Raw genomic sequence first — 18,553 nt, 5'->3', positions numbered from 1 at the left:
TTCCTAGCGACCCGCACGACATCTTCGCGGAACTCATCCGGATAGGGCTTCGGCACAACGACATCCTTCCCACCTACCCCACAGGGCAAGCCAGTTCAGATGTCACCCGATCGTGCATCAGACCCGTCCTTCAACCTGATGGCGTTGGTCTGGAACGCGAACAGCTTGATCAGCTCTTCGTCGACTGCGCGGGCGCTGTCCAGCCGCGCCATCAGTTCGATGAGATCCGGGTCCGGGACGCCCCAATCGGACGTGTCCGGCTCGTTGAACCCAAGCTCGTCCGGGTCGACTTCGAAGACTGCGCACAAGAGGGCTTGGTACCGCTCGTCTGGGATGCCCCTGCCGTTCTCCCACGCGGACAGCCGGCGCTTCAGGCTGTCGTCTGCCGGGAGCTTGAATCCGCGGCGGCCCGCGATGGTTCGCATCCGGCTTCGTACGTCGTGTTGAACCCAACCGCGCTCGTTGCGTAGCTGTCGCAAGCGCTGGGCGTAGGGCGGAAAGTCCTTGTCCGACATGCACTTACCCCCGTAGTGGACGGGGGGGACACGTCCCCCCGGTCACCTTGGTGTCATCTTCCGCGCGCACTTCGGCCGGGTCAACTCTGGACACGCAGAGAACAACGAACCGGTAGCAAGGGGGCGAGCGATGTGCGAAGGATGACGGCGCGAGGGATGTGGTGGTTGTCGTCGGCGGCGGACGATCCGCGGGCTTGCCGTGACGGCTGGTACCACGACCCCGGTATGCCGCAACTCGTTGCCGCGGGGCGCCTGTTCGACGTGGTGTTGATGCCGATGTCGTTCGGTCTGGAAGTCCTGGGGCGGATGGTCGGAGATGAACGCTTCGCGGTTGGTTCGGTGGTGATCGGCGAGCGCCGGGCGAAGCTCGGCTTCCTGGTCGGTCCGGGTTCGCAGGCCGACTGGCCCGGTCTGGTGTCGACGGCAGGCGCGGCCGATGCCAAGACCTGGTGCCTCGGCAAGGGCGGCTACCTCGTCGCCCCCGGGGCGCTGGTGATCCACGACCTTTCCATCTGGTGGGAGCGCGGCCCGACGGGTGAGTTCGACGACCTCACCAGCCTGTCCGACCTGGCGAATGCCGTGGGTGCGACGTGGCGTGATGTGCAACTGACGGATGCCGGCGCGGCTTCGCTCGTCGGCTCGGCTGGCGGACGCTGAGGAGCGGGACATGCCGGACAAGGGCCCGGAGCGGTCGCACGCCGAAGACGGGAACGCGTGGCACGACGCGCGCCAGGCCGTCATGGAGCTGCGGGACATCCTCATTGCGGCGGGGATGGAGACGGAGTTCAAGTTCCTGACGGCGGACGTCAACGCGTTTGGGCGCGGGATCGTGAGTCTTGGGCGTGTCAGCCCCGAGACGGCGCGGCGCTTGGCCCGGCTGCTTCGCGCGGCCCGGTTGGCCATGGGTGATGAGGCGTTCGCGGGTGGAGGGCTGGAAGGAGGCGAGGAGCATGCCGGATGACAACCAGCCTCGGGCGGAAGTCTTCGAACCGGGGGTGTCGTACGTGCGGGGCTGGAACGACGCTCGCAGCGCGGCCCGGGAGCTGGCCGAGGAGCTGCGGCTCCTGGGGCTCGAAGATGACTTCGCCTACCTCCAGGGCGACGTCAGCATGATGGGAACGGGCTTCGTCCGGCTCGGCAAGGTGATGGCGGAGACCGGGACCCGGTTCGCTGATCTGCTTGCGCTCGGGCTCTGTGTGGAGATCGCGGATCTGCCGTGCGCGGAGGAACCGACCCACATCGACCAGTCGGGTTCCGGCTGACCTCGGAAACTCCGGCGTGCTCCGCGTTCCCCCCGTGCGTGTTGAGCTGCGTCGGCAGCAGTAGGCCCCCTCTCGACTGTGGTCATCGAGAGGGGGCCTGACTGCGTTCATGACCTGGCAGGGTCACGGCTGCACGGTGTACGTGATCTCCAAGTCGTCGCCAGGGAGCTTGAACTCTTCGAGCACGAGCGGGCGTTCGTGCTGGTTGTAGGTCACGCGCATGATCTGGAACAGTGGTACGCCCTCGGCCAGTCGGAGCGTGGTGGCCTCGTCCGGCATGGGCATGCGGGTGCGGACGTGCTCTGTCCAGTGCAGTTCGTGACCCATGGCCTCCAGCTCGCCGAACAGTGCGGGAGCGGGGGGCGGTGCCGTCTCCTCAAACTTGGTCCCAACGAGGACCGAGAACGGGACGTAGGTGCGGTGCGTCTCGCGCAGGCGGCCGTGCTCGGCGGTGTGGACTTCGTCGAAGGTGAACATCGGCTCGCCCGGTGGGATGCGGAGCATCTCGGCCAAGGCAAGCGGGGCGTCGGTGCGCGTTGCGATCGGCTCGCCTTGGATGTTCCAACGGATGGCGTCGGCCTCGATGTACCGGCCGTCCTGGCTGCGGCGCACGCCCCGGGGGCGAGTGATGTTCGGGCGGGCGTGGGGGGAGCGGACGAAGGTTCCGCGTCCCATGGCGGCCTCGACGAGTCCGGCGGCGCGCAGTTCGCTCAGGCCTTGGCGGACGGTGGGGCGGGTGACGCCGAACTCCTTCGCTAGGACTTCCTCGCTGGGGAGTGCCTGGCCGGCCACGTAGGTGCCGTCAAGGATCCGATCGCGCAGGTGCGCTGCGATCTCCCGGTACTTGGGCAGCTTGCCTGCGCGTTCCATCGTGATCCCTCCGCGTGTGTCGGCGTCCGCCCACGTGCGTTTACCGGCTTAGCATCCCGCATTGCTATGCGCTTGACAACCCGTACTTCGGGTCGCATGCTGTCTACATCCCGTACTACGGGATGGCATCTGAAAGGTCTTCGGGTGTCGATCGAGCTGAGGAGACCAGCGGGTTATGGCGATCAAGGGTGCGATTCCGGTGGCGTTCGGCGATGTGTTCCCGGTGGGGGCGTTCGCGACGAAGGTCGAGCCGGTGTCCGACTTCGAAGCGTCGAAGGGTGGTCAGCAGGTTCAGGCGCGGGACAAGGCGTCGGGGCTGCCGATGTGGGCGGTCACGGTGTCCGACCCGGACCCGGAGGCGCGCGAGGGTTCGGTGAAGGTGAAGATCCCGGCCAGCGTGGTGCCGGTGCTGCCGGACGAGTTGCCGGGGCTGCCGTTCCGGCCGGTGGAGTTCGAGGGGCTGACGGTCACGCCGTGGGTGAACGGGTCGGGTCGACTCGCGTACTCGTTCCGGGCGGCCGGCCTGCGGGCCCCGATGGCGGCGACGGCGAAGACGGGGCCCAAAGCGGGCTGACTGCTCGCAGGTTCAAGCGCGATCCCGGTGCCTGGTGACTTGGCGGTCCGGCACCGGGATCGCTCCCACTCAAGAGACCTGACGATCTTTGAAGGGGTGTTCCCATCATGCACAAGTCCACGGGGATGGGCTGGCGGAAGCCCGCGTATGTCGCGGGTGCGATCTTCGTCCTGTATCTGGCGGCCGATCTGAAGTTCGGGCCGCGGGGCTCGTTCCTCGTCGCGGTGGCGTTCATCTTCGTCGTCGTCGCGTTGGCCTGGTGGTGGCTCTTCTCGTTCGCCGCTCGGGTGCGGCGCGGGTGGCCGCTGCTGGCCAAGGCGATCGGGCTGTGGCAGCAGGACCCGATCAAGCGGATCAATGAAGAGTTCTCGTACGCGTGGCCGGTGATCAGCCGGATCAAGCGGGAGCCCAACGGCTACAGCGTCCGCGTCCTGCTGCTGCCCGGTCAGACGCCCGACAACATCGCGGACCATACGGAAGGGATCGCGCACACCTGGCGCGTGTTCCGCGTCGATGCCTCGTCCCCGAGTCGGGGCGTCGTCCTGCTGCGGGTCTGGGTGTCCGACCCTTTGGACAAGCCGTTCGGGCCGGTCGCGATGGGCATGCCGGGCCTGCCTGGGCTCCACGATCGCGAACCGGTCAAGACGCCGGAGACGCGGTATGACTCGGTTGACCTCGGCCGGTGCGACGACGGGACGCCGTGGGTGCTGCGGCTCCACGGGACACACGTGATGGTCGCGGGCGTTACGGGTGCCGGTAAGGGTTCGATCCTCTGGGGTGTCACCCGTGGCCTGTTGCCGGCGGCCCGTGCGGGGCTGGTCGAGCTGTGGGCTCTGGACCCGAAGCGGATGGAACTCTCGTACGGTCGCGCCCTTTTCCAGCGGTACTCGTCCGATCCGGAAGAGATGGTCGAGCTGCTGGAAGAGGCGGTGGCGGAGATGTCGGCGCGGGCGGATCGGTTCGCGGGCAAGGTCCGCAAGCACGAACCCTCCGCGGACTGTCCGTTCGTGGTCGTCATCGTCGACGAGTTGGCGTTCCTGACGGCCTACCAGCCGGACAAGAAACTCCGTGTCCGCGCCGAAGCTGCGATTGCCACTCTGACGAGTCAGGGCCGGTCCGTCGGGTTCTGCATCCTCGGTGCGCTCCAGGACCCCCGCAAAGAGGTCATGAACCTGCGGAACCTGTTCCCGGACCGGATCGCGTTGCGCCTCGACGAACCGGCGCAGGTGGACATGGTGCTCGGCCTTGGTGCCCGGGGCCGTGGCGCGACCGCGGATCTGATCTCGCCTCTTCCCGATGTCGGTGCCGGCGTGGGCTACGTGAAGCGGGAGACGCACCCGGAACCGGTGCGCGTGCGGGCGGCGTACGTCTCGGACTCCGACATTGACGCGATGGTGCGGGACTACACGCTCGGGGGTGCGGCATGACCAGCAACGACAACCGGGCCGATGTCACGCGGGGCGTGATCGTGCTGCGCTGCCTCGCGGACTTCCTCGCCGCGCGCCGGGGTCTGCCGGACGTGATCGGCGTTCAGATCACCTGGTCGCACGCCGATCGGGTCTGGGGTGTCCTGGCACAGCTGGCGGTCGACGCGGGCCTGTCTGAGGTTGAGCGGTGGGCGCTGGCGCTCGATGACGCGGTGATCACGTCGCAGGAGGTCGACGGGGCGCACGGGCCCTACATGTCCCACGAAGCAACCGGAACCGTCCACGGGCACCCGGTCAGGGTGTGGACACACGTCCGCCACAAGGAAGCACGGTGAGCCCGAGTACTCGGGCGGAGCGGGCCCGCATGCCTCTGGCGAAGGAGGTGGTGCGGGCCGCTGCGCTCGAACACGGGGTGTGCATCCGACCGATCGCGCTCCGGCGCACCGACGTGGCGACGGGTCAGACCGAGATCATTGACGTGCCGTGCGGGGCGACGCTGGCGAGCGTGTGCCCGACTTGTGCGGAGCGGAAGCGGCAGCTTCGGATGGCGCAGTGTCGCGAGGGCTGGCACCTGACGGAGGAACCGGCCCTCGACGCGGACGAACCCAACGACTGGCAGCGCGCCTTGGTCGAGATCCGCGCGGACGTCACCAAGCAGGCCGACGCGGCCGGCGGGTCGGAGCGTGAACAGCTCGCCGCGGACCTGGCGGCGTTGGACGGCGAGATCACGCGGGCCGGGGTGCGGGGGAACGTTGACCCGGACAAGCCGAACCGGCGGACTCGTTCCACGCGGCGGCGTCAGGATGTGGCCGATCTGCCCCGGCGGCCGGTGGAGGCTCGGACGGTCGGCAAGGCTTACACGGGCCCGGACGGAAAGACGTTCCGCCCGTCCTTGTTCGTGACCCTGACGTTGCCCTCGTACGGGCGGGTGCGCTCGGACGGCACACCGGTGGACCCGGCGGCGTACGACTACCGGCGGGCGGCGCGGGATGCGCTGCATTTCTCCAAGTTGGTGGACCGATTCATTCAGAACCTGCGGCGCCTGGTGGGCTTCGATGTCCAGTACTTCGCCGCGGTTGAACCGCAGCGACGTTTGGCGCCGCATGTCCACCTGGCGATCCGCGGCACGGTCTCCCGTACCGAACTGCGGCAGGTCGCGGCGGCGACGTACCAGCAAGTCTGGTGGCCCTCGTGCGACGAACCGGTCTTCGGCGATGACGCGGCGCCGGTCTGGGATGCGGACCTCGGCGCCTACGTCGACCCGGACACTGATGCCGTATTGCGGACGTGGGATGAAGCCCTGGATGACCTCGACGCGGACCCGGCGGCGGAACCGGTGCACGTCGCGCGGTTCGGTGTCCAGGTCGACGCGAAAGGCGTCCTCGTCGGCAGCGACGATGCCAAGCGCTGCATCCGGTACTTGGCGAAGTACCTCAACAAGTCCGCCCACGAATGCCACGAACCGCAAGGCGGCGCCGAGCGGGGGCACGTCGACCGGCTCATGGATGAACTGCGCTACGAACCGTGCTCCCCGGCCTGCGCGAACTGGCTCCGCTACGGCGTGCAGCCCAAGAACGCCCGCCACGGGATGCGGCCCGGCCACTGCAAAGCCAAGGCACACCGCCGTACCCATCTCGGCTACGGCGGCCGGCGCGTCCTCGTCTCCCGTAAGTGGTCCGGCAAGACGCTTGCCGATCACAAGCATGAGCGGCGCGCCTGGGTGCTGGACCTTCTTGGCGAGACGGACGGCGGGCCGGACCCGGACCGCTACCTGTGGGAGCACGTCCGACCCGGTGACCCGGACGTGCCCTCGATCTCCCATCGCCTCCTCCGGGCGGTCGCCGAACGGGTCCGCTGGCGCGGGGCCCTCGACGCGGCCAAGGCACGCGCAGACGGACAGCTCGGAAATTCGGCAACACCGGGGAGGGCGGCATGAGAAGGGACCACTTGGTCTCGGTCAAGCAGATCACCGGCGAACTCGGCGTCTCGCGGCGGACCTTCTACCGCTGGCGCGAAATCGGTAAGGCGCCCGGTCACGCGGTGCGGCTTCCGAACGGCGAATTGCGTTTCTGGCGAAGCGATGTCGATGCGTGGCTGACTGATCTGGGGGAGCGGGCGGCATGAAGTCGTACAAGGTCAAGATCTGGGCGATCCGGAAGAACACCACGAGCAAGCGGCCCTCCTACCAGGTGCGCTGGTCGGTGGACGGCCGGGAGTTCAGCGCGGTCTACGGGACCAAGGCGCTGGCTGAGTCGCACCGTGCCGACCTGGTGAAGGCCACCCGCAACGGCGAGGGATTCGACACCGAAACGGGCCTGCCCGATTCGCTAATGCCGAAGCCCAAGGCGGTCACGTGGTACGAATTCGCGGCCCTCTACGTCGACATGAAGTGGAAGGATGCGGCGGCCAAGTCGCGGGACGGGATGACCGATGCGCTGGCCACCGTGCTCCCTTCGCTGGCCGAAGAGCAGCCCACCCGGCCGTCGGATCGCGTGCTTCGTCGGGCGCTGCGGTACTTCTACCTGGCGCCGGCCTCCCGGGAGCCGGGCGAAACGCGGGAAGTTCCGTCGGACGTGGCCAAGGCGCTCGCCTGGCTGACCAAGGCGTCCCTTCCGGTGGCTGCGATCGCCGATCCGATCCACGGTCGGGCGGCCCTCGACGCGATCACGCGGAAACTGGACGGCACCCGCGCAGGTACCGAGATGATCCGCCGCAAGCGGGCGGTCTTGGCGAACGTCATCGGGTACGCGATCGAGCGCGGGGAACTGGCGGAGAACCCGCTGCCCAAGATCCGGTGGACGATGCCCAAGACGGTGCAGCGGCTTGACCGGCGACGGGTCGCGAATCCGCGGCAGCTCGAGGAACTGCTGACAGCCGTCTCGTACGTCGGTGGGTACAAGCGGGCTCGCGGTCGGCGACTCGTCGCATTCTTCGCCTGCCTGTACTACGCGACCATGCGCCCGGCTGAGGTCGTGAACCTCAAAGAGTCCGGCTGCCACTTGCCCGAAACGGGCTGGGGCTCGCTGACGATCGAGAAGACCAAGCCGCTGGCGGGCAAGCAGTGGACGGACAGCGGCGAGAGTCACGACGATCGCGGACTCAAGCAACGGGCGGAGGGCGAGACGCGGGTGATCCCGATCCCGCCGGTCCTGGTTGCGTACCTGCGGGCTCACCTCGATGAGTTCGGCACAGCGACGGATGGTCGGGTCTTCGGCAACGAGCGTGGCGGCTTGGTCGGCTCCTCGACGTACGACCGCGTGTGGCATGAGGCTCGGATGTACGCGCTGACCGAACCGCAGAGGGAATCGCTTCTCGCACAAAGGCCGTACGACCTCCGCCACGCGGGTATCTCGTTCGGCCTGCGGGCCACACGGGACCCGGCGCGCATCGCGGAACGCGCCGGCCACAGCGTCGAAGTGATGATGACGCGCTACTCGTGGGTCCTGGACGAACACGACGCCAGCGCGAACAAGGTTATGGATGACGCGCTTCGCGCCTACGGAACGGACAACGCCCCAGACCCCCAGAGCGACGGATGACCGTCGCCGCACCGCACACCACGAGCCTCCGGCAAGCCTTCTGGCTACGCTGGGGGCTCGTTGGCGTTCATACCGCGGCGGGCCCGGAAAACGGGGTCTGACCTGCGGAAACGGCGACCAAGATCATACCGTGCCCATACCGGGAACGCTGATTAGCAGCTACTCAGACCGGCATACGACTGCACATGGTCTGGACCCTACAAACAGTAATGGCCCCTGGTGAGGGGCCGTTTTACCTAATCAATCTGGGTGCCCCCGGCAGGATTCGAACCTGCGCACACGGCTCCGGAGGCCGTTGCTCTATCCCCTGAGCTACGGGGGCTCGGTGGGGCAGGTGGAACATTACCAGGGTGGGGGGTGTGCTCGCGCCAGGGTTTCGGGGGTGGGGGAGGGAGGAGCCTGAAGGGTGGGTGGGGCGCGGGCGAGGGGCTCGGTGGTGGGTGGGGCAGTGGGCGTTGTCGTGGCCGGTGGGGGTGGCAAGGCGGCGCGTTTGGGGGCGCTTGTGGTGAAGGGGAGGCTGGTTCGGGGGAATGCGGGGCGGGGGATCGGCGGGCGTCTTAGGGTCCTCGGTATGGGCGGTCTCGGGCGGGTTTTGGTGGTGGATGACGACGAGGTCATCCGGCGGTTGATTTCGGTGAACCTCCGGTTGGAGGGGTACGAGATCACGACCGCGGTCGACGGCGAGGAGTGCCTGGAGCTGGTGCACGAGGTGCAGCCGGATCTGGTGACGCTGGACGTCGTGATGCCGCGGCTCGACGGGATCCGGACCGCGGCGCGGTTGAAGGGCGACCCGCGGACGGCGCATTTGAAGATCGTGATGATAAGCGCCTGTGCGCAGAGCGAGGACATTGCGCGGGCCCGCGAGGCCGGCGTCGACGCGTACCTGACGAAGCCGTTCGACCCCGATCACCTGGTCCGCGTCGTCCGGAACCTCGACAAGCGCAACCCGAATCGCTAGCGGGAAGCGCCACGGACGGGCCACCGCAGAGGAGAGGCCAAGGAGCGATAGAGAGGAGCAGCGGAGGAGGGGGAGGGGGCGAGGAGTCGAGGAGTCGAGGAGAGGCCGCAAGTCGTCGGCCCGTTGTCCGGTCGCGCGCGACGGCGCCCCGCCATGGTGTCGTGGTCGGGGCGTCGTCGTATGTGTGGGGCGAGGGGGAGGACTCCCGGTTTGGGATGGCTCCCGGCTTGGGAGCGCCTGGGGTTCGGGATGGTGCGTGGCCTGGGACGGCTCGCGGTTCGGGATCGCTCGTGGTCTGGGACGGCTCGTGTTTGGGATGGCCCGCGCTTCGGGGTGGCCGGCGGTTCGGGATGGTCTGTGCGTGTACCGACGCGCCCCCCGTCACGGTGTTGTGGTCAGGTCGCCCGGCTCGGACTGGTGGTGTTTTGGCCGCCCGGGGCGGGGGTGGGTGGGGACGGCGTAATGGAGCGCCACGACGTGGGGCAAGTGGTGGGGCGGGGCAGTGGCGCAGGCAGCGAGCCTGCGAGGCTGCGAGTCGGGTTCCTCGACCGGGCGTCCCGGTTCGGTTCCCGGGGCCGTGACTGTCGGCCGCCCCAGGGCCGACGGTCCTCCACGGCCAGAGGTTCCCCAAGACCGCGAGCGTCCGCCGCAGCTCCGGTGCCCCGAGTGCCCCCGGCCCCGGCTTGTGGCCGCTGCCGCAGCTCCGACATCCCGAGCGTCGACACCCCGAGCGCCGCCCCGCCCCCGCCGCCAGAGTGACCCAAGCCCACCGACGTGGAGAAGCCGTCGTCGAGGCGCCCCCAACCGAGTGACCCCCCACCCCACCCCCGCCTCCCCCCACCCCCCGTCGCATACCCTTATTCGCGTGACCCCCGTTGAACTTTCCCAGGCTGTGTTGTCCGCTGTGCGCGCGTGTGTCGAGGCCGGTGAGCTGGCTGTCGCGGTGCCCGAGTCCGTCACGGTGGAGCGATCGAAGAACAAGGACTTCGGGGACTACGCGACGAACGTGGCGCTGCAGCTGGCGAAGCCTGCCGGGAAGCCGCCGCGGGAGGTGGCCGGGCTGGTCGCGCCGCGGCTCGCCGAGACCGCCGGCATCAGCAAGGTGGACATCGCCGGCCCCGGGTTCCTCAACATCACGCTCGATGCGGCGAGTGCCGGGGAGCTGGCGCGGGTCGTCGTCGAGGCCGGTGAGTCTTACGGGCGGAGCGACAGCTTCAAGGGGTTGAAGATCAACCTCGAGTTCGTGTCCGCGAACCCGACCGGGCCGATCCATATCGGCGGTGTCCGGTGGGCGGCGGTGGGCGACTCGCTGGCGCGGATCCTCAAGGCCGCCGGTGCCGACGTGAGCACCGAGTACTACATCAACGACGCCGGTGTGCAGATCGACAAGTTCGGGTCGTCGCTGATGGCCGCCGCCAACGGGCGGCCGGTGCCGGAGGACGGCTACGTCGGCGCGTACATCAACGACATCGCGGCGGAGATCGTCGCCGCCGAGCCGGGGATCGTCGACCGGCCCGAGGCGGAGCAGAAGCAGGTCTTCACGGAGACCGGGCTGCGGCTCATGGTGGCCGAGATCCAGCGGTCGATGGAGGAGTTCGGGACGCACTTCGACGTGTGGTTCTCGGAGAAGAGCCTGCACGACTCGGGTGCCGTCGAGAAGGCCATCGAGCGGCTGCGCGCGCAGGGCCACGTCTACGACGACAACGGCGCGATCTGGCTGCGCACCACCGACTTCGGCGACGACAAGGACCGCGTCCTCATCAAGGGCGACGGCGAGACGACGTACTTCGCGTCGGACGCCGCCTACTACCTCGACAAGCGCGACCGCGGCAACGAGGTCTGCGTCTACATGCTCGGCGCCGACCACCACGGCTACGTCGGCCGGCTCAAGGCCATCGTGGCGTGTGCGGGCGACGACCCGGAGCACAACATCGAGGTGCTGATCGGCCAGTTCGTGAAGATGCTGCGTGACGGCGAAGAGATCCGCATGTCGAAGCGGGCCGGCAACATCATCACGATCGACGACGTCGTCGAGTGGATCGGTGTCGACGCCGCGCGGTACTCGCTTGCCCGGTCGTCCACGGACTCCACGATCACGCTCGACGTCAACCTGCTGACGAGCGCGAAGAACGAGAACCCGGTCTACTACGTGCAGTACGCCCACACGCGGATGTGCGGCGTCAAACGCAAAGCTGACGAACGCGGCATCGTGCGAGGCGAGTTCAAGCCCGAACTGCTCGCGGACGAATACGAGTCGGCGCTGCTCAGCATGATCGGCGAGTTCCCGCGGATCGTCGCCAAGGCCGCCGAGCTGCGCGAGCCGCACCACGTGGCGCGCTACCTCGAGGAGCTGGCGGGCGTGTTCCACCGGTTCTACGACAACTGCCGGATCATGCCGATGGGCGACGAGCCGGCCGGCGACCTGACGTACGCCCGCATGTGGCTCGCCGAGGCCGCGCAGACGGTGGTCGCGAACGGCCTGAACCTGCTGGGAGTTTCGGCCCCCGAGCGGATGTAGTCCAAAGCGGATGTAGTCCAAAGCGGATGCGGTTCGAGGGATGCAGTCCAAGCGGACCTCGTCCGAGCGGATGTGGTCCGAGCGGACGCGGGACGCCCGGACGCCCGGGCGTCGGCGACGCGAGCGATCCGGCGGCGGGGTGCACCAAGCCCGCCGCCGATCGCGCTTTGCCGCCGGCACGGACCACGAGGGGCCACAAACCCCAGGAACCACAAAGCCCACAAGGCCCACAAGGCCCACAAGGCCCGCAGACGGCATCCCGCACCCCCACCCCCCACCCGCACACCCCGCACCCCCCACCCCGCACCAGCCCATCCACACGACAAAGCCCACCCGGTACCTGGGGAGATCACCGCACCATGAGCAGGTCCGCACACCCCGCCGGCCCCCGGCACGCCGACGTCCTTCCCGAGGGCCACCAGCTGCCGGTCCCCGACGACCTCAACGTCCTGGACCCCAAGGTGTGGTCCGCCACCACCGAGCGCCGTGCCGACGGGGTTGCCGCGGTCGGCGGGATCGACGTGCGGGACCTCGCCGCGCGGTTCGGGACGCCGCTGTACGTGATGGACGAGGACGATCTGCGCGCCCGCTGCCGCGACTGGCGGGCCGCGTTCCACAACGAGGAGATCGACGCCGACGTCTTCTACGCCGGCAAGGCCTTCCTGTGCCGTGCCCTCGTGCGCTGGATCGCCGACGAGGGCCTGAACCTCGACGTGTGCTCCGGCGGCGAGCTGGCCGTCGCGCTGTCCGCGGGCATGGACCCGGCGCGGATCGGGTTCCACGGCAACAACAAGTCGACGGCGGAGATCGAGCGCGCGGTCGAGGTGGGCGTCGGCCGGATCATCGTCGACTCGTTCGAGGAGATCACGCGTGTCGCGTTCGCCGCCGAGCGGCGCGGTGTGACGCAGAAGGTGATGATCCGCGTCACGGTCGGCGTCGAGGCGCACACCCACGAGTTCATCGCGACCGCGCACGAGGACCAGAAGTTCGGCATGTCCGTCGCGGACGGCACCGCGGCCGAGGCGGTGCGCCGCATCATCAAGCTGTCGCACCTCGAACTCCTGGGCTTGCATTCGCACATCGGCTCGCAGATCTTCGACACGTCGGGCTTCGAGGTGTCCGCGCGGCGCGTCGTGGGGCTGCTCGCGCAGATCCGCGACGAGCACGGCGTGCAGCTTCCGGAGATCGACCTGGGCGGCGGCCTCGGCATCGCCTACACCGGCGCCGACGACCCGAAGACGCCCGCCGACATCGCGCGCGAGCTGACCGCGATCGTGCGCCGCGAGTGCGACGTCGCGGACCTGCGGGTGCCGCGGCTGAGCGTCGAGCCGGGCCGGGCCATCGTCGGGCCGAGCACGTTCACGCTGTACGAGGTCGGCACCGTCAAGCCGCTGCCCGGCCTGCGCACCTACGTCAGCGTCGACGGCGGCATGTCCGACAACATCCGCACCGCGTTGTACGACGCCGAGTACTCGGTCGCGCTCGTCTCCCGTGTCAGTGACGCGGAGCCGATGCTGGCGCGCGTGGTCGGCAAGCACTGTGAGTCCGGCGACATCGTCGTGCGCGACGCGTACCTGCCCGCCGACGTGACCGCCGGCGACCTGGTCGCGGTGCCCGCGACCGGCGCCTACTGCCGGTCGATGGCCAGCAACTACAACCATGTCGCCCGTCCCGCGGTCGTCGCGGTCAAGGACGGCAACGCCCGCGTCATCGTGCGGCGCGAGACGGAAGAAGACCTGCTCCGGCTCGACGTGGGATGACGATGGGGTGACCGCCGGGAGCCGGTGAGGTGGGGCCAGGGGAGACGGTGAGGTGGGGCCGGGGTGTGACCGCGGGGCGGGAGCGCAAGGTGGCCGCCGAGAGCCGGTGAGGTGGGACCGCGGGCAGACCGCGGAACGGGACCCCCGGGAGTCCCGGAGACCGCCGGACGCCCCCGCCCACCCGGCGCGGAACCCGGTGCCGACCGCAGAATGTCCCGTCCGGACCCGGTTCCCGCCGCAAGAATTCCCGCCCCGGGCCCGTCTCGGACCCGGGGCGGATCCGTCTCGGATCCTGGACGGGCGTGGGATCGCACGGTGATCCCGGCGAAACTGGCCGGGTGCCGTGTGCCCGGGAGCGCGTCCGCGGACGGGCTCCGCGGGCGCCGTGGTGACAAAACGCATGGCAGCAGCAAGCTGCAAGACAGCAGCTCTCGAGAAGTCGTTGATGAAGCGAGGTCGGATGATGCGTACGCAGCCGCTCAAGGTGGCGCTGCTCGGTTGTGGTGTGGTGGGTTCCGAAGTGGCCCGCATCATGACGACGCACGCCACGGACCTCGCCCAGCGCATCGGCGCCCCCGTCGAGCTCGCCGGCGTGGCCGTGCGCCGCCCCGGCCGGGTCCGCGAGGGCATCGACCCCGCGCTGCTCACCACGGACGCCGAGGGCCTGGTCAAACGCGGCGACATCGACGTGGTCGTCGAGGTCATCGGCGGTATCGAACCGGCCCGCTCGCTGATCCTCGCCGCGATGGAGAACGGCGCGTCCGTCGTCTCCGCGAACAAGGCGCTGCTCGCCGAGGACGGTGCGACGCTGCACGCCGCGGCCGCCAAGCACGGCGTCGACCTGTACTACGAGGCGTCCGTCGCGGGTGCGATCCCGCTGCTCCGGCCGCTGCGCGAGAGCCTCGCGGGCGACAAGGTCAACCGTGTGCTGGGCATCGTCAACGGCACGACGAACTTCATCCTCGACCGGATGGACTCCACCGGCGCCGGGTTCGCCGAGGCGCTCGACGAGGCGACCCAGCTCGGCTACGCCGAGGCCGACCCGACCGCGGACATCGAAGGCTTCGACGCCGCCGCGAAGGCCGCGATCCTCGCCGGGCTCGCGTTCCACACCCGGGTGACCGCCGCGGACGTGTACCGCGAAGGAATCACCGAGGTCACCGCCGCGGATGTCGCGAGTGCGCGCACCATGGATTGTGTGGTGAAGCTGCTGGCCATCTGCGAGCGCGGCGCCGACGGCACGTCGGTGAGCGCCCGCGTGCACCCCGCGATGATTCCGCGGTCGCACCCGCTCGCGTCGGTGCGCGAGGCGTACAACGCGGTCTTCGTGGAGTCCGAGGCGGCCGGCAGCCTGATGTTCTACGGCCCGGGCGCCGGCGGTGCGCCGACGGCTTCCGCGGTGCTCGGCGACCTGGTCGCGGTGTGCCGCAACAAGCTGTCCGAGACCACGGGCCCGGGCGAATCGGCGTACGCGAACCTTTCCGTGCGCCCGGTCGGCGAGGCGGTGACCCGGTACCACCTCAACCTGGACGTGGCCGACAAGCCGGGTGTGCTCGCCTCGGTCGCGACGGTGTTCGCGAAGCACGATGTGTCGATCGACACCGTGCGGCAGCAAGGGCGCGACGGTGATGCGACACTCGTCATCGTCACGCACAGCGCCACCGACGCCGCGCTGTCGGCGACCGTGGCGGAGCTGCGCGGGCTGGAGATCGTCCGCGACATCGCCGGGATCATGCGCGTGGAAACCCAGGGCTAGCCAAGAGGGAGAATGACCATCGTGAGCGCGGTGAACGAGGCCGTTCGCGCCAAGCAGACCCACCAGTGGCGCGGGGTCATCGAGGAGTACCGGGACCGCCTGCCGGTCTCCGCGACGACTCCGGTGGTCACGCTCCGCGAGGGCGGCACGCCGCTCGTCCCGGCCCAGGTGCTGTCCGAGCGCACCGGCTGTGAGGTGTATCTCAAGGTCGAGGGCGCCAACCCGACCGGGTCCTTCAAGGACCGCGGCATGACCATGGCGATCTCGAGGGCCAAGGAAGAGGGCGCGCAGGCGGTCATCTGCGCGTCGACCGGCAACACGAGCGCGTCGGCGGCCGCTTATGCGGTGCGCGCGGGCATGGTGTGCGCCGTTCTGGTGCCGTCCGGCAAGATCGCGCTGGGCAAGATGGGCCAGGCGCTCGTGCACGGCGCGCGCATCCTGCAGGTCGACGGCAACTTCGACGACTGCCTGACGCTCGCCCGCGACCTGGCCGACAAGTACCCGGTCGCGCTGGTGAACTCGGTCAACCCGGTGCGCATCGAGGGCCAGAAGACGGCGGCGTTCGAGATCGTCGACATGCTCGGCGACGCCCCCGACATCCACGTCCTCCCGGTCGGCAACGCGGGCAACATCACGGCCTACTGGAAGGGCTACCGCGAGTACGCCGACGACGGCCTGGCCACCCGCCGCCCCCGCATGTGGGGCTACCAGGCGGCCGGCTCGGCGCCGATCGTCAACGGCGCGCCGGTGACCTCGCCGCAGACGATCGCCACCGCGATCCGCATCGGCAACCCGGCGTCGTGGGACTTCGCGCTTGCCGCGCGCGACGAGTCCGGCGGCCGGATCGACTCTGTGACGGACCGTCAAATCCTGTCCGCCTACCGCCTGTTGGCGTCGCAGGAGGGCGTTTTCGTGGAGCCGTCGTCGGCGGCGAGCGTGGCCGGTCTGCTCAAGGCCGCCGAAGCCGGCCTCGTCGACCCGGGCCAGCGGATCGTCTGCACGGTGACCGGCAACGGCCTGAAGGACCCGGACTGGGCGGTCGCGGGTGCGCCCAAGCCCACCGTCGTCCCGGTGGACGCGGGCGCCGCGGCGGCGCAGCTCGGCCTCGACGGCTGACCCGCCCAGCGGAAGCGGGCATCCAGCGGATCGGCGCGGCCGGGGACGGAGCTTCCGTCCCCGGCCGCGCCGCGTTTTCCGGCGGGACACGCGGAAGACGCTCGGCGGATACGCGGCGGGCCGCTTCCGGGGGAGAATCAGGGGGAAACCCGGGGGATTCGGCGGATCCCGGGGGAGTCGATACGGCGACAGGGCAAGAAATCGAGAGATTCCCCCGGGCGCGGCGTGCCGCCGGGGAACGTCCTTTCGCTACGCTGAACCCCTGACGCGGCAGCGTGACCGTCCCAGGGTCCGAGCCCGTCAGTTCTTGCCGTTCCCCAGCGCCGGACGCGGCCACCGTTCCGCCCGGGCAGTATGCCCGGCCACGGCCACGTCGTTCCAAGGCGCCCGGTGGGACTCCACGAGGAGGAGTGTCCGCAGCCCATGGCCGGTCCTGCTTTCCGCGCCGCCCCGGTGCGCGTCCGCGTACCCGCGACGAGCGCCAATCTCGGCCCCGGTTTCGACGCGCTCGGGCTCGCGCTCGGGCTCTACGACGACGTCGTCGTCCGGGTCGCCGACCGAGGCCTGGCGATCGACATCGCCGGCGAAGGCGCCGACACGCTCGGGCGCGACGAGAACCATCTCGTCGTGCGCGCCCTGTACGCCGCGTTCGAGGCCCTCGGCGGTCGCCCGGGCGGCCTCGAAATCGTCTGCGCGAACCGCATCCCGCACGGCCGCGGACTCGGTTCGTCGGCCGCCGCGATCTGCGCGGGCGTCGTCGCCGCACGCGCGCTGACCATAGGCGGCGCCGAGCGCCTCGACGACGCGGCCGCACTGGCCGTCGCCACCGCGCTCGAAGGCCACCCGGACAACGTCGCGGCCTGCCTGTACGGCGGGTTCACCACGGCGTGGACCGACGAGGACGGCCCGCACGCGGTACGGAGCATGCCGCACGCCGACATAGCCCCGGTCGTCTTCGTGCCGTCGACCCCGCTGTCCACCGAGGTCGCCCGCGGGCTGCTGCCCGCGCAGGTGCCGCACGCCGAGGCCGCGGTCAACGCCGGGCGCGCCGCGCTGCTGGTCACCGCCCTGACCGAGCGCCCCGACCTGCTGCTGCCCGCCACCGACGACCGGCTGCACCAGGACTACCGCGCCCCCGCGATGCCGCACAGCGCGGAACTCGTCGCGAAACTGCGCGGCCAGGGCCACGCCGCGGTCATTTCCGGGGCCGGCCCCACCGTCCTGGCCCTCGTCACCGCGGACCACGTGGACGAGGTGATCGGCGCCGCCGACACCGATTGGGTGGCGACCAGGCTCGACGTCGACACCGAAGGTGCGGGCGTCTTGCCGCTGGGGTAACCCACGAGACGGTTGCTCGTTGGCAGGGTGCATGATCGCGCGACGAAACCACACCCACCGGCGGAACCGGCGAAATCCCGCCGACCCTCCGCCGACCAGGGCCGGAGCAGCCGACACACCGACTCGGAGGCGTTGCGGGGTGGGGGAATGTCGTGGGGGTCCGGTAGTGTTAATGTCACCGCACCAGGAGACCTGCCCTTATGGGGCGGGACCAGTTCGGTGCCCGGTTTCGTTTTCCGTGGCCATGGTCCTACGGGAGCTTCCCCTCCTGCCTGTCCCAGGCACCACGACTGGTGACGAGACGTGGCTCCCCGAAGCCGATAGGCGCCTCCCGGGCGTCGTATCGCCAGACTTCCCGGGGCCCCGAGGACGAATCTCCACGCAGACACGCCCGATCATCCCGACCGCCGCGCTGGACGCAGTTTGACGATCCCCGCCGATTGGCGGACCACCGCACCGGATTCGGATCCGGGCCACCAGGGCCCGGAGTCCGGGCCGGACAGCACAACCGGTCGCCGTGCCGTATCAAGGCCGACGCCCGCTCCAGGGAAGGACCCTTCGTGAGCGACACCACCGATCTCATGGATCAGGCCGCAGAGGCCGGGTCCACCGCCAGTGACGCCACCGCGGCCGCGCCGCGGCGCCGGCGCGCCGCCGGAAGCGGCCTGAACGGCATGGTGCTGGCGGAGTTGCAGCAGGTCGCCGCCGGTCTCGGGATCAGCGGCACCGGGCGGATGCGCAAGAGCCAGCTCATCGAGGCGATCGAGGCCAAGCAGGCGGGCGGCGGCAAGCCCGCCGACGAGAAGCCCGCCGAGGCCGCGCCGCGCGCCGCGCGTGCCGCGAAGACGGCCGCCGCCGCGCCCGCCCAGGAGCCCGCCGCCGACAGCGCCGCGCAGGCAAGTCGGATCGTAGCCATGTCG

General features: G+C 69.8%; 18 protein-coding genes and 1 tRNA gene. 16 read left to right on the top strand and 3 right to left on the bottom strand.

From position 1 onward, the window contains the following. Positions 1 to 95 precede the first annotated feature (95 nt). Positions 96 to 515, bottom strand: a complete 420-nt coding sequence (locus tag ABEA93_RS41225; RefSeq protein ID WP_345681149.1) for a helix-turn-helix domain-containing protein — start codon at positions 513 to 515, stop codon at positions 96 to 98. Between the two features lie 225 nt (positions 516 to 740). Between ABEA93_RS41225 and ABEA93_RS41220 the strand changes: the two genes are divergently transcribed. The 3 genes from ABEA93_RS41220 to ABEA93_RS41210 are packed head-to-tail and all read left to right on the top strand — an operon-like array spanning position 741 to position 1,777. Next, positions 741 to 1,172, top strand: coding sequence for a hypothetical protein (locus ABEA93_RS41220; protein ID WP_345681148.1), 432 nt, complete (start codon positions 741 to 743; stop codon positions 1,170 to 1,172). Positions 1,173 to 1,182: 10 nt separating this feature from the next. Then, positions 1,183 to 1,476 (top strand): hypothetical protein, encoded by a 294-nt coding sequence (locus ABEA93_RS41215; RefSeq protein WP_345681147.1) that lies wholly within the window; start codon positions 1,183 to 1,185, stop codon positions 1,474 to 1,476. Next, a complete protein-coding gene (locus ABEA93_RS41210) occupies positions 1,466 to 1,777 on the top strand; it encodes a hypothetical protein (RefSeq protein ID WP_345681146.1) in 312 nt (103 codons plus the stop codon). The genes ABEA93_RS41215 and ABEA93_RS41210 overlap by 11 nt, the downstream gene beginning before the upstream one ends. Positions 1,778 to 1,900: 123 nt before the next feature. Here ABEA93_RS41210 and ABEA93_RS41205 read toward each other — a convergent pair whose 3' ends face one another. Continuing rightward, entirely contained in the window at positions 1,901 to 2,647 is a 747-nt protein-coding gene (locus tag ABEA93_RS41205) for a GntR family transcriptional regulator (RefSeq protein WP_345681145.1), read from the bottom strand. Positions 2,648 to 2,822: 175 nt separating this feature from the next. On the opposite strand from ABEA93_RS41205, the gene ABEA93_RS41200 reads away from it, so the two are divergent. The 6 genes from ABEA93_RS41200 (at position 2,823) to ABEA93_RS41175 (ending at position 8,187) form a co-directional block, all read left to right on the top strand. Next, positions 2,823 to 3,221, top strand: a complete 399-nt coding sequence (locus tag ABEA93_RS41200; RefSeq protein ID WP_345681144.1) for a plasmid replication, integration and excision activator — start codon at positions 2,823 to 2,825, stop codon at positions 3,219 to 3,221. Positions 3,222 to 3,328: 107 nt separating this feature from the next. Further along, on the top strand, positions 3,329 to 4,648 hold the full coding sequence (locus ABEA93_RS41195) for an FtsK/SpoIIIE domain-containing protein (RefSeq protein ID WP_345681143.1): 1,320 nt from the start codon (positions 3,329 to 3,331) through the stop codon (positions 4,646 to 4,648). Further along, a complete protein-coding gene (locus ABEA93_RS41190) occupies positions 4,645 to 4,983 on the top strand; it encodes a hypothetical protein (protein ID WP_345681142.1) in 339 nt (112 codons plus the stop codon). The genes ABEA93_RS41195 and ABEA93_RS41190 overlap by 4 nt, the downstream gene beginning before the upstream one ends. A gap of 29 nt (positions 4,984 to 5,012) precedes the next feature. Beyond that, on the top strand, positions 5,013 to 6,584 hold the full coding sequence (locus ABEA93_RS41185; RefSeq protein WP_345681141.1) for a replication initiator: 1,572 nt from the start codon (positions 5,013 to 5,015) through the stop codon (positions 6,582 to 6,584). Next, positions 6,581 to 6,772, top strand: a complete 192-nt coding sequence (locus ABEA93_RS41180; protein WP_345681140.1) for a helix-turn-helix transcriptional regulator — start codon at positions 6,581 to 6,583, stop codon at positions 6,770 to 6,772. The genes ABEA93_RS41185 and ABEA93_RS41180 overlap by 4 nt, the downstream gene beginning before the upstream one ends. After that, positions 6,769 to 8,187, top strand: coding sequence for a tyrosine-type recombinase/integrase (locus ABEA93_RS41175; protein ID WP_345681139.1), 1,419 nt, complete (start codon positions 6,769 to 6,771; stop codon positions 8,185 to 8,187). Before ABEA93_RS41180 ends, ABEA93_RS41175 begins: the two co-directional genes overlap by 4 nt. Before the next feature lie 250 nt (positions 8,188 to 8,437). On the opposite strand, the gene ABEA93_RS41170 is transcribed toward ABEA93_RS41175, so the two are convergent. After that, a tRNA-Arg gene (locus ABEA93_RS41170) sits at positions 8,438 to 8,509 on the bottom strand. Between the two features lie 249 nt (positions 8,510 to 8,758). Between ABEA93_RS41170 and ABEA93_RS41165 the strand changes: the two genes are divergently transcribed. The 7 genes from ABEA93_RS41165 to ABEA93_RS41135 form a co-directional block, all read left to right on the top strand. Then, a complete protein-coding gene (locus tag ABEA93_RS41165) occupies positions 8,759 to 9,145 on the top strand; it encodes a response regulator (RefSeq protein ID WP_345681138.1) in 387 nt (128 codons plus the stop codon). A gap of 865 nt (positions 9,146 to 10,010) precedes the next feature. Further along, entirely contained in the window at positions 10,011 to 11,663 is a 1,653-nt protein-coding gene (gene argS / locus ABEA93_RS41160; protein ID WP_345681137.1) for an arginine--tRNA ligase, read from the top strand. A gap of 359 nt (positions 11,664 to 12,022) precedes the next feature. Beyond that, positions 12,023 to 13,423 (top strand): diaminopimelate decarboxylase, encoded by a 1,401-nt coding sequence (gene lysA / locus ABEA93_RS41155; protein WP_345681136.1) that lies wholly within the window; start codon positions 12,023 to 12,025, stop codon positions 13,421 to 13,423. A 460-nt stretch (positions 13,424 to 13,883) separates the two neighbouring features. Further along, on the top strand, positions 13,884 to 15,179 hold the full coding sequence (locus ABEA93_RS41150; protein ID WP_345681150.1) for a homoserine dehydrogenase: 1,296 nt from the start codon (positions 13,884 to 13,886) through the stop codon (positions 15,177 to 15,179). A gap of 12 nt (positions 15,180 to 15,191) precedes the next feature. Next, on the top strand, positions 15,192 to 16,295 hold the full coding sequence (thrC, locus tag ABEA93_RS41145; RefSeq protein ID WP_345681135.1) for a threonine synthase: 1,104 nt from the start codon (positions 15,192 to 15,194) through the stop codon (positions 16,293 to 16,295). Positions 16,296 to 16,718: 423 nt separating this feature from the next. Continuing rightward, entirely contained in the window at positions 16,719 to 17,633 is a 915-nt protein-coding gene (gene thrB, locus ABEA93_RS41140) for a homoserine kinase (RefSeq protein ID WP_345681134.1), read from the top strand. A 560-nt stretch (positions 17,634 to 18,193) separates the two neighbouring features. After that, the coding region (locus tag ABEA93_RS41135) for a Rho termination factor N-terminal domain-containing protein (protein WP_345681133.1) at positions 18,194 to 18,553 on the top strand (360 nt) is incomplete at its 3' end.

Origin of the sequence: Yinghuangia aomiensis (assembly GCF_039542225.1) — a bacterium.
In the GTDB taxonomy this organism is placed as follows: domain Bacteria; phylum Actinomycetota; class Actinomycetes; order Streptomycetales; family Streptomycetaceae; genus Yinghuangia; species Yinghuangia aomiensis.
The sequence above is the reverse complement of the archived record's forward strand: the minus strand, read 5'-3'. Positions and strand labels throughout refer to the sequence as shown.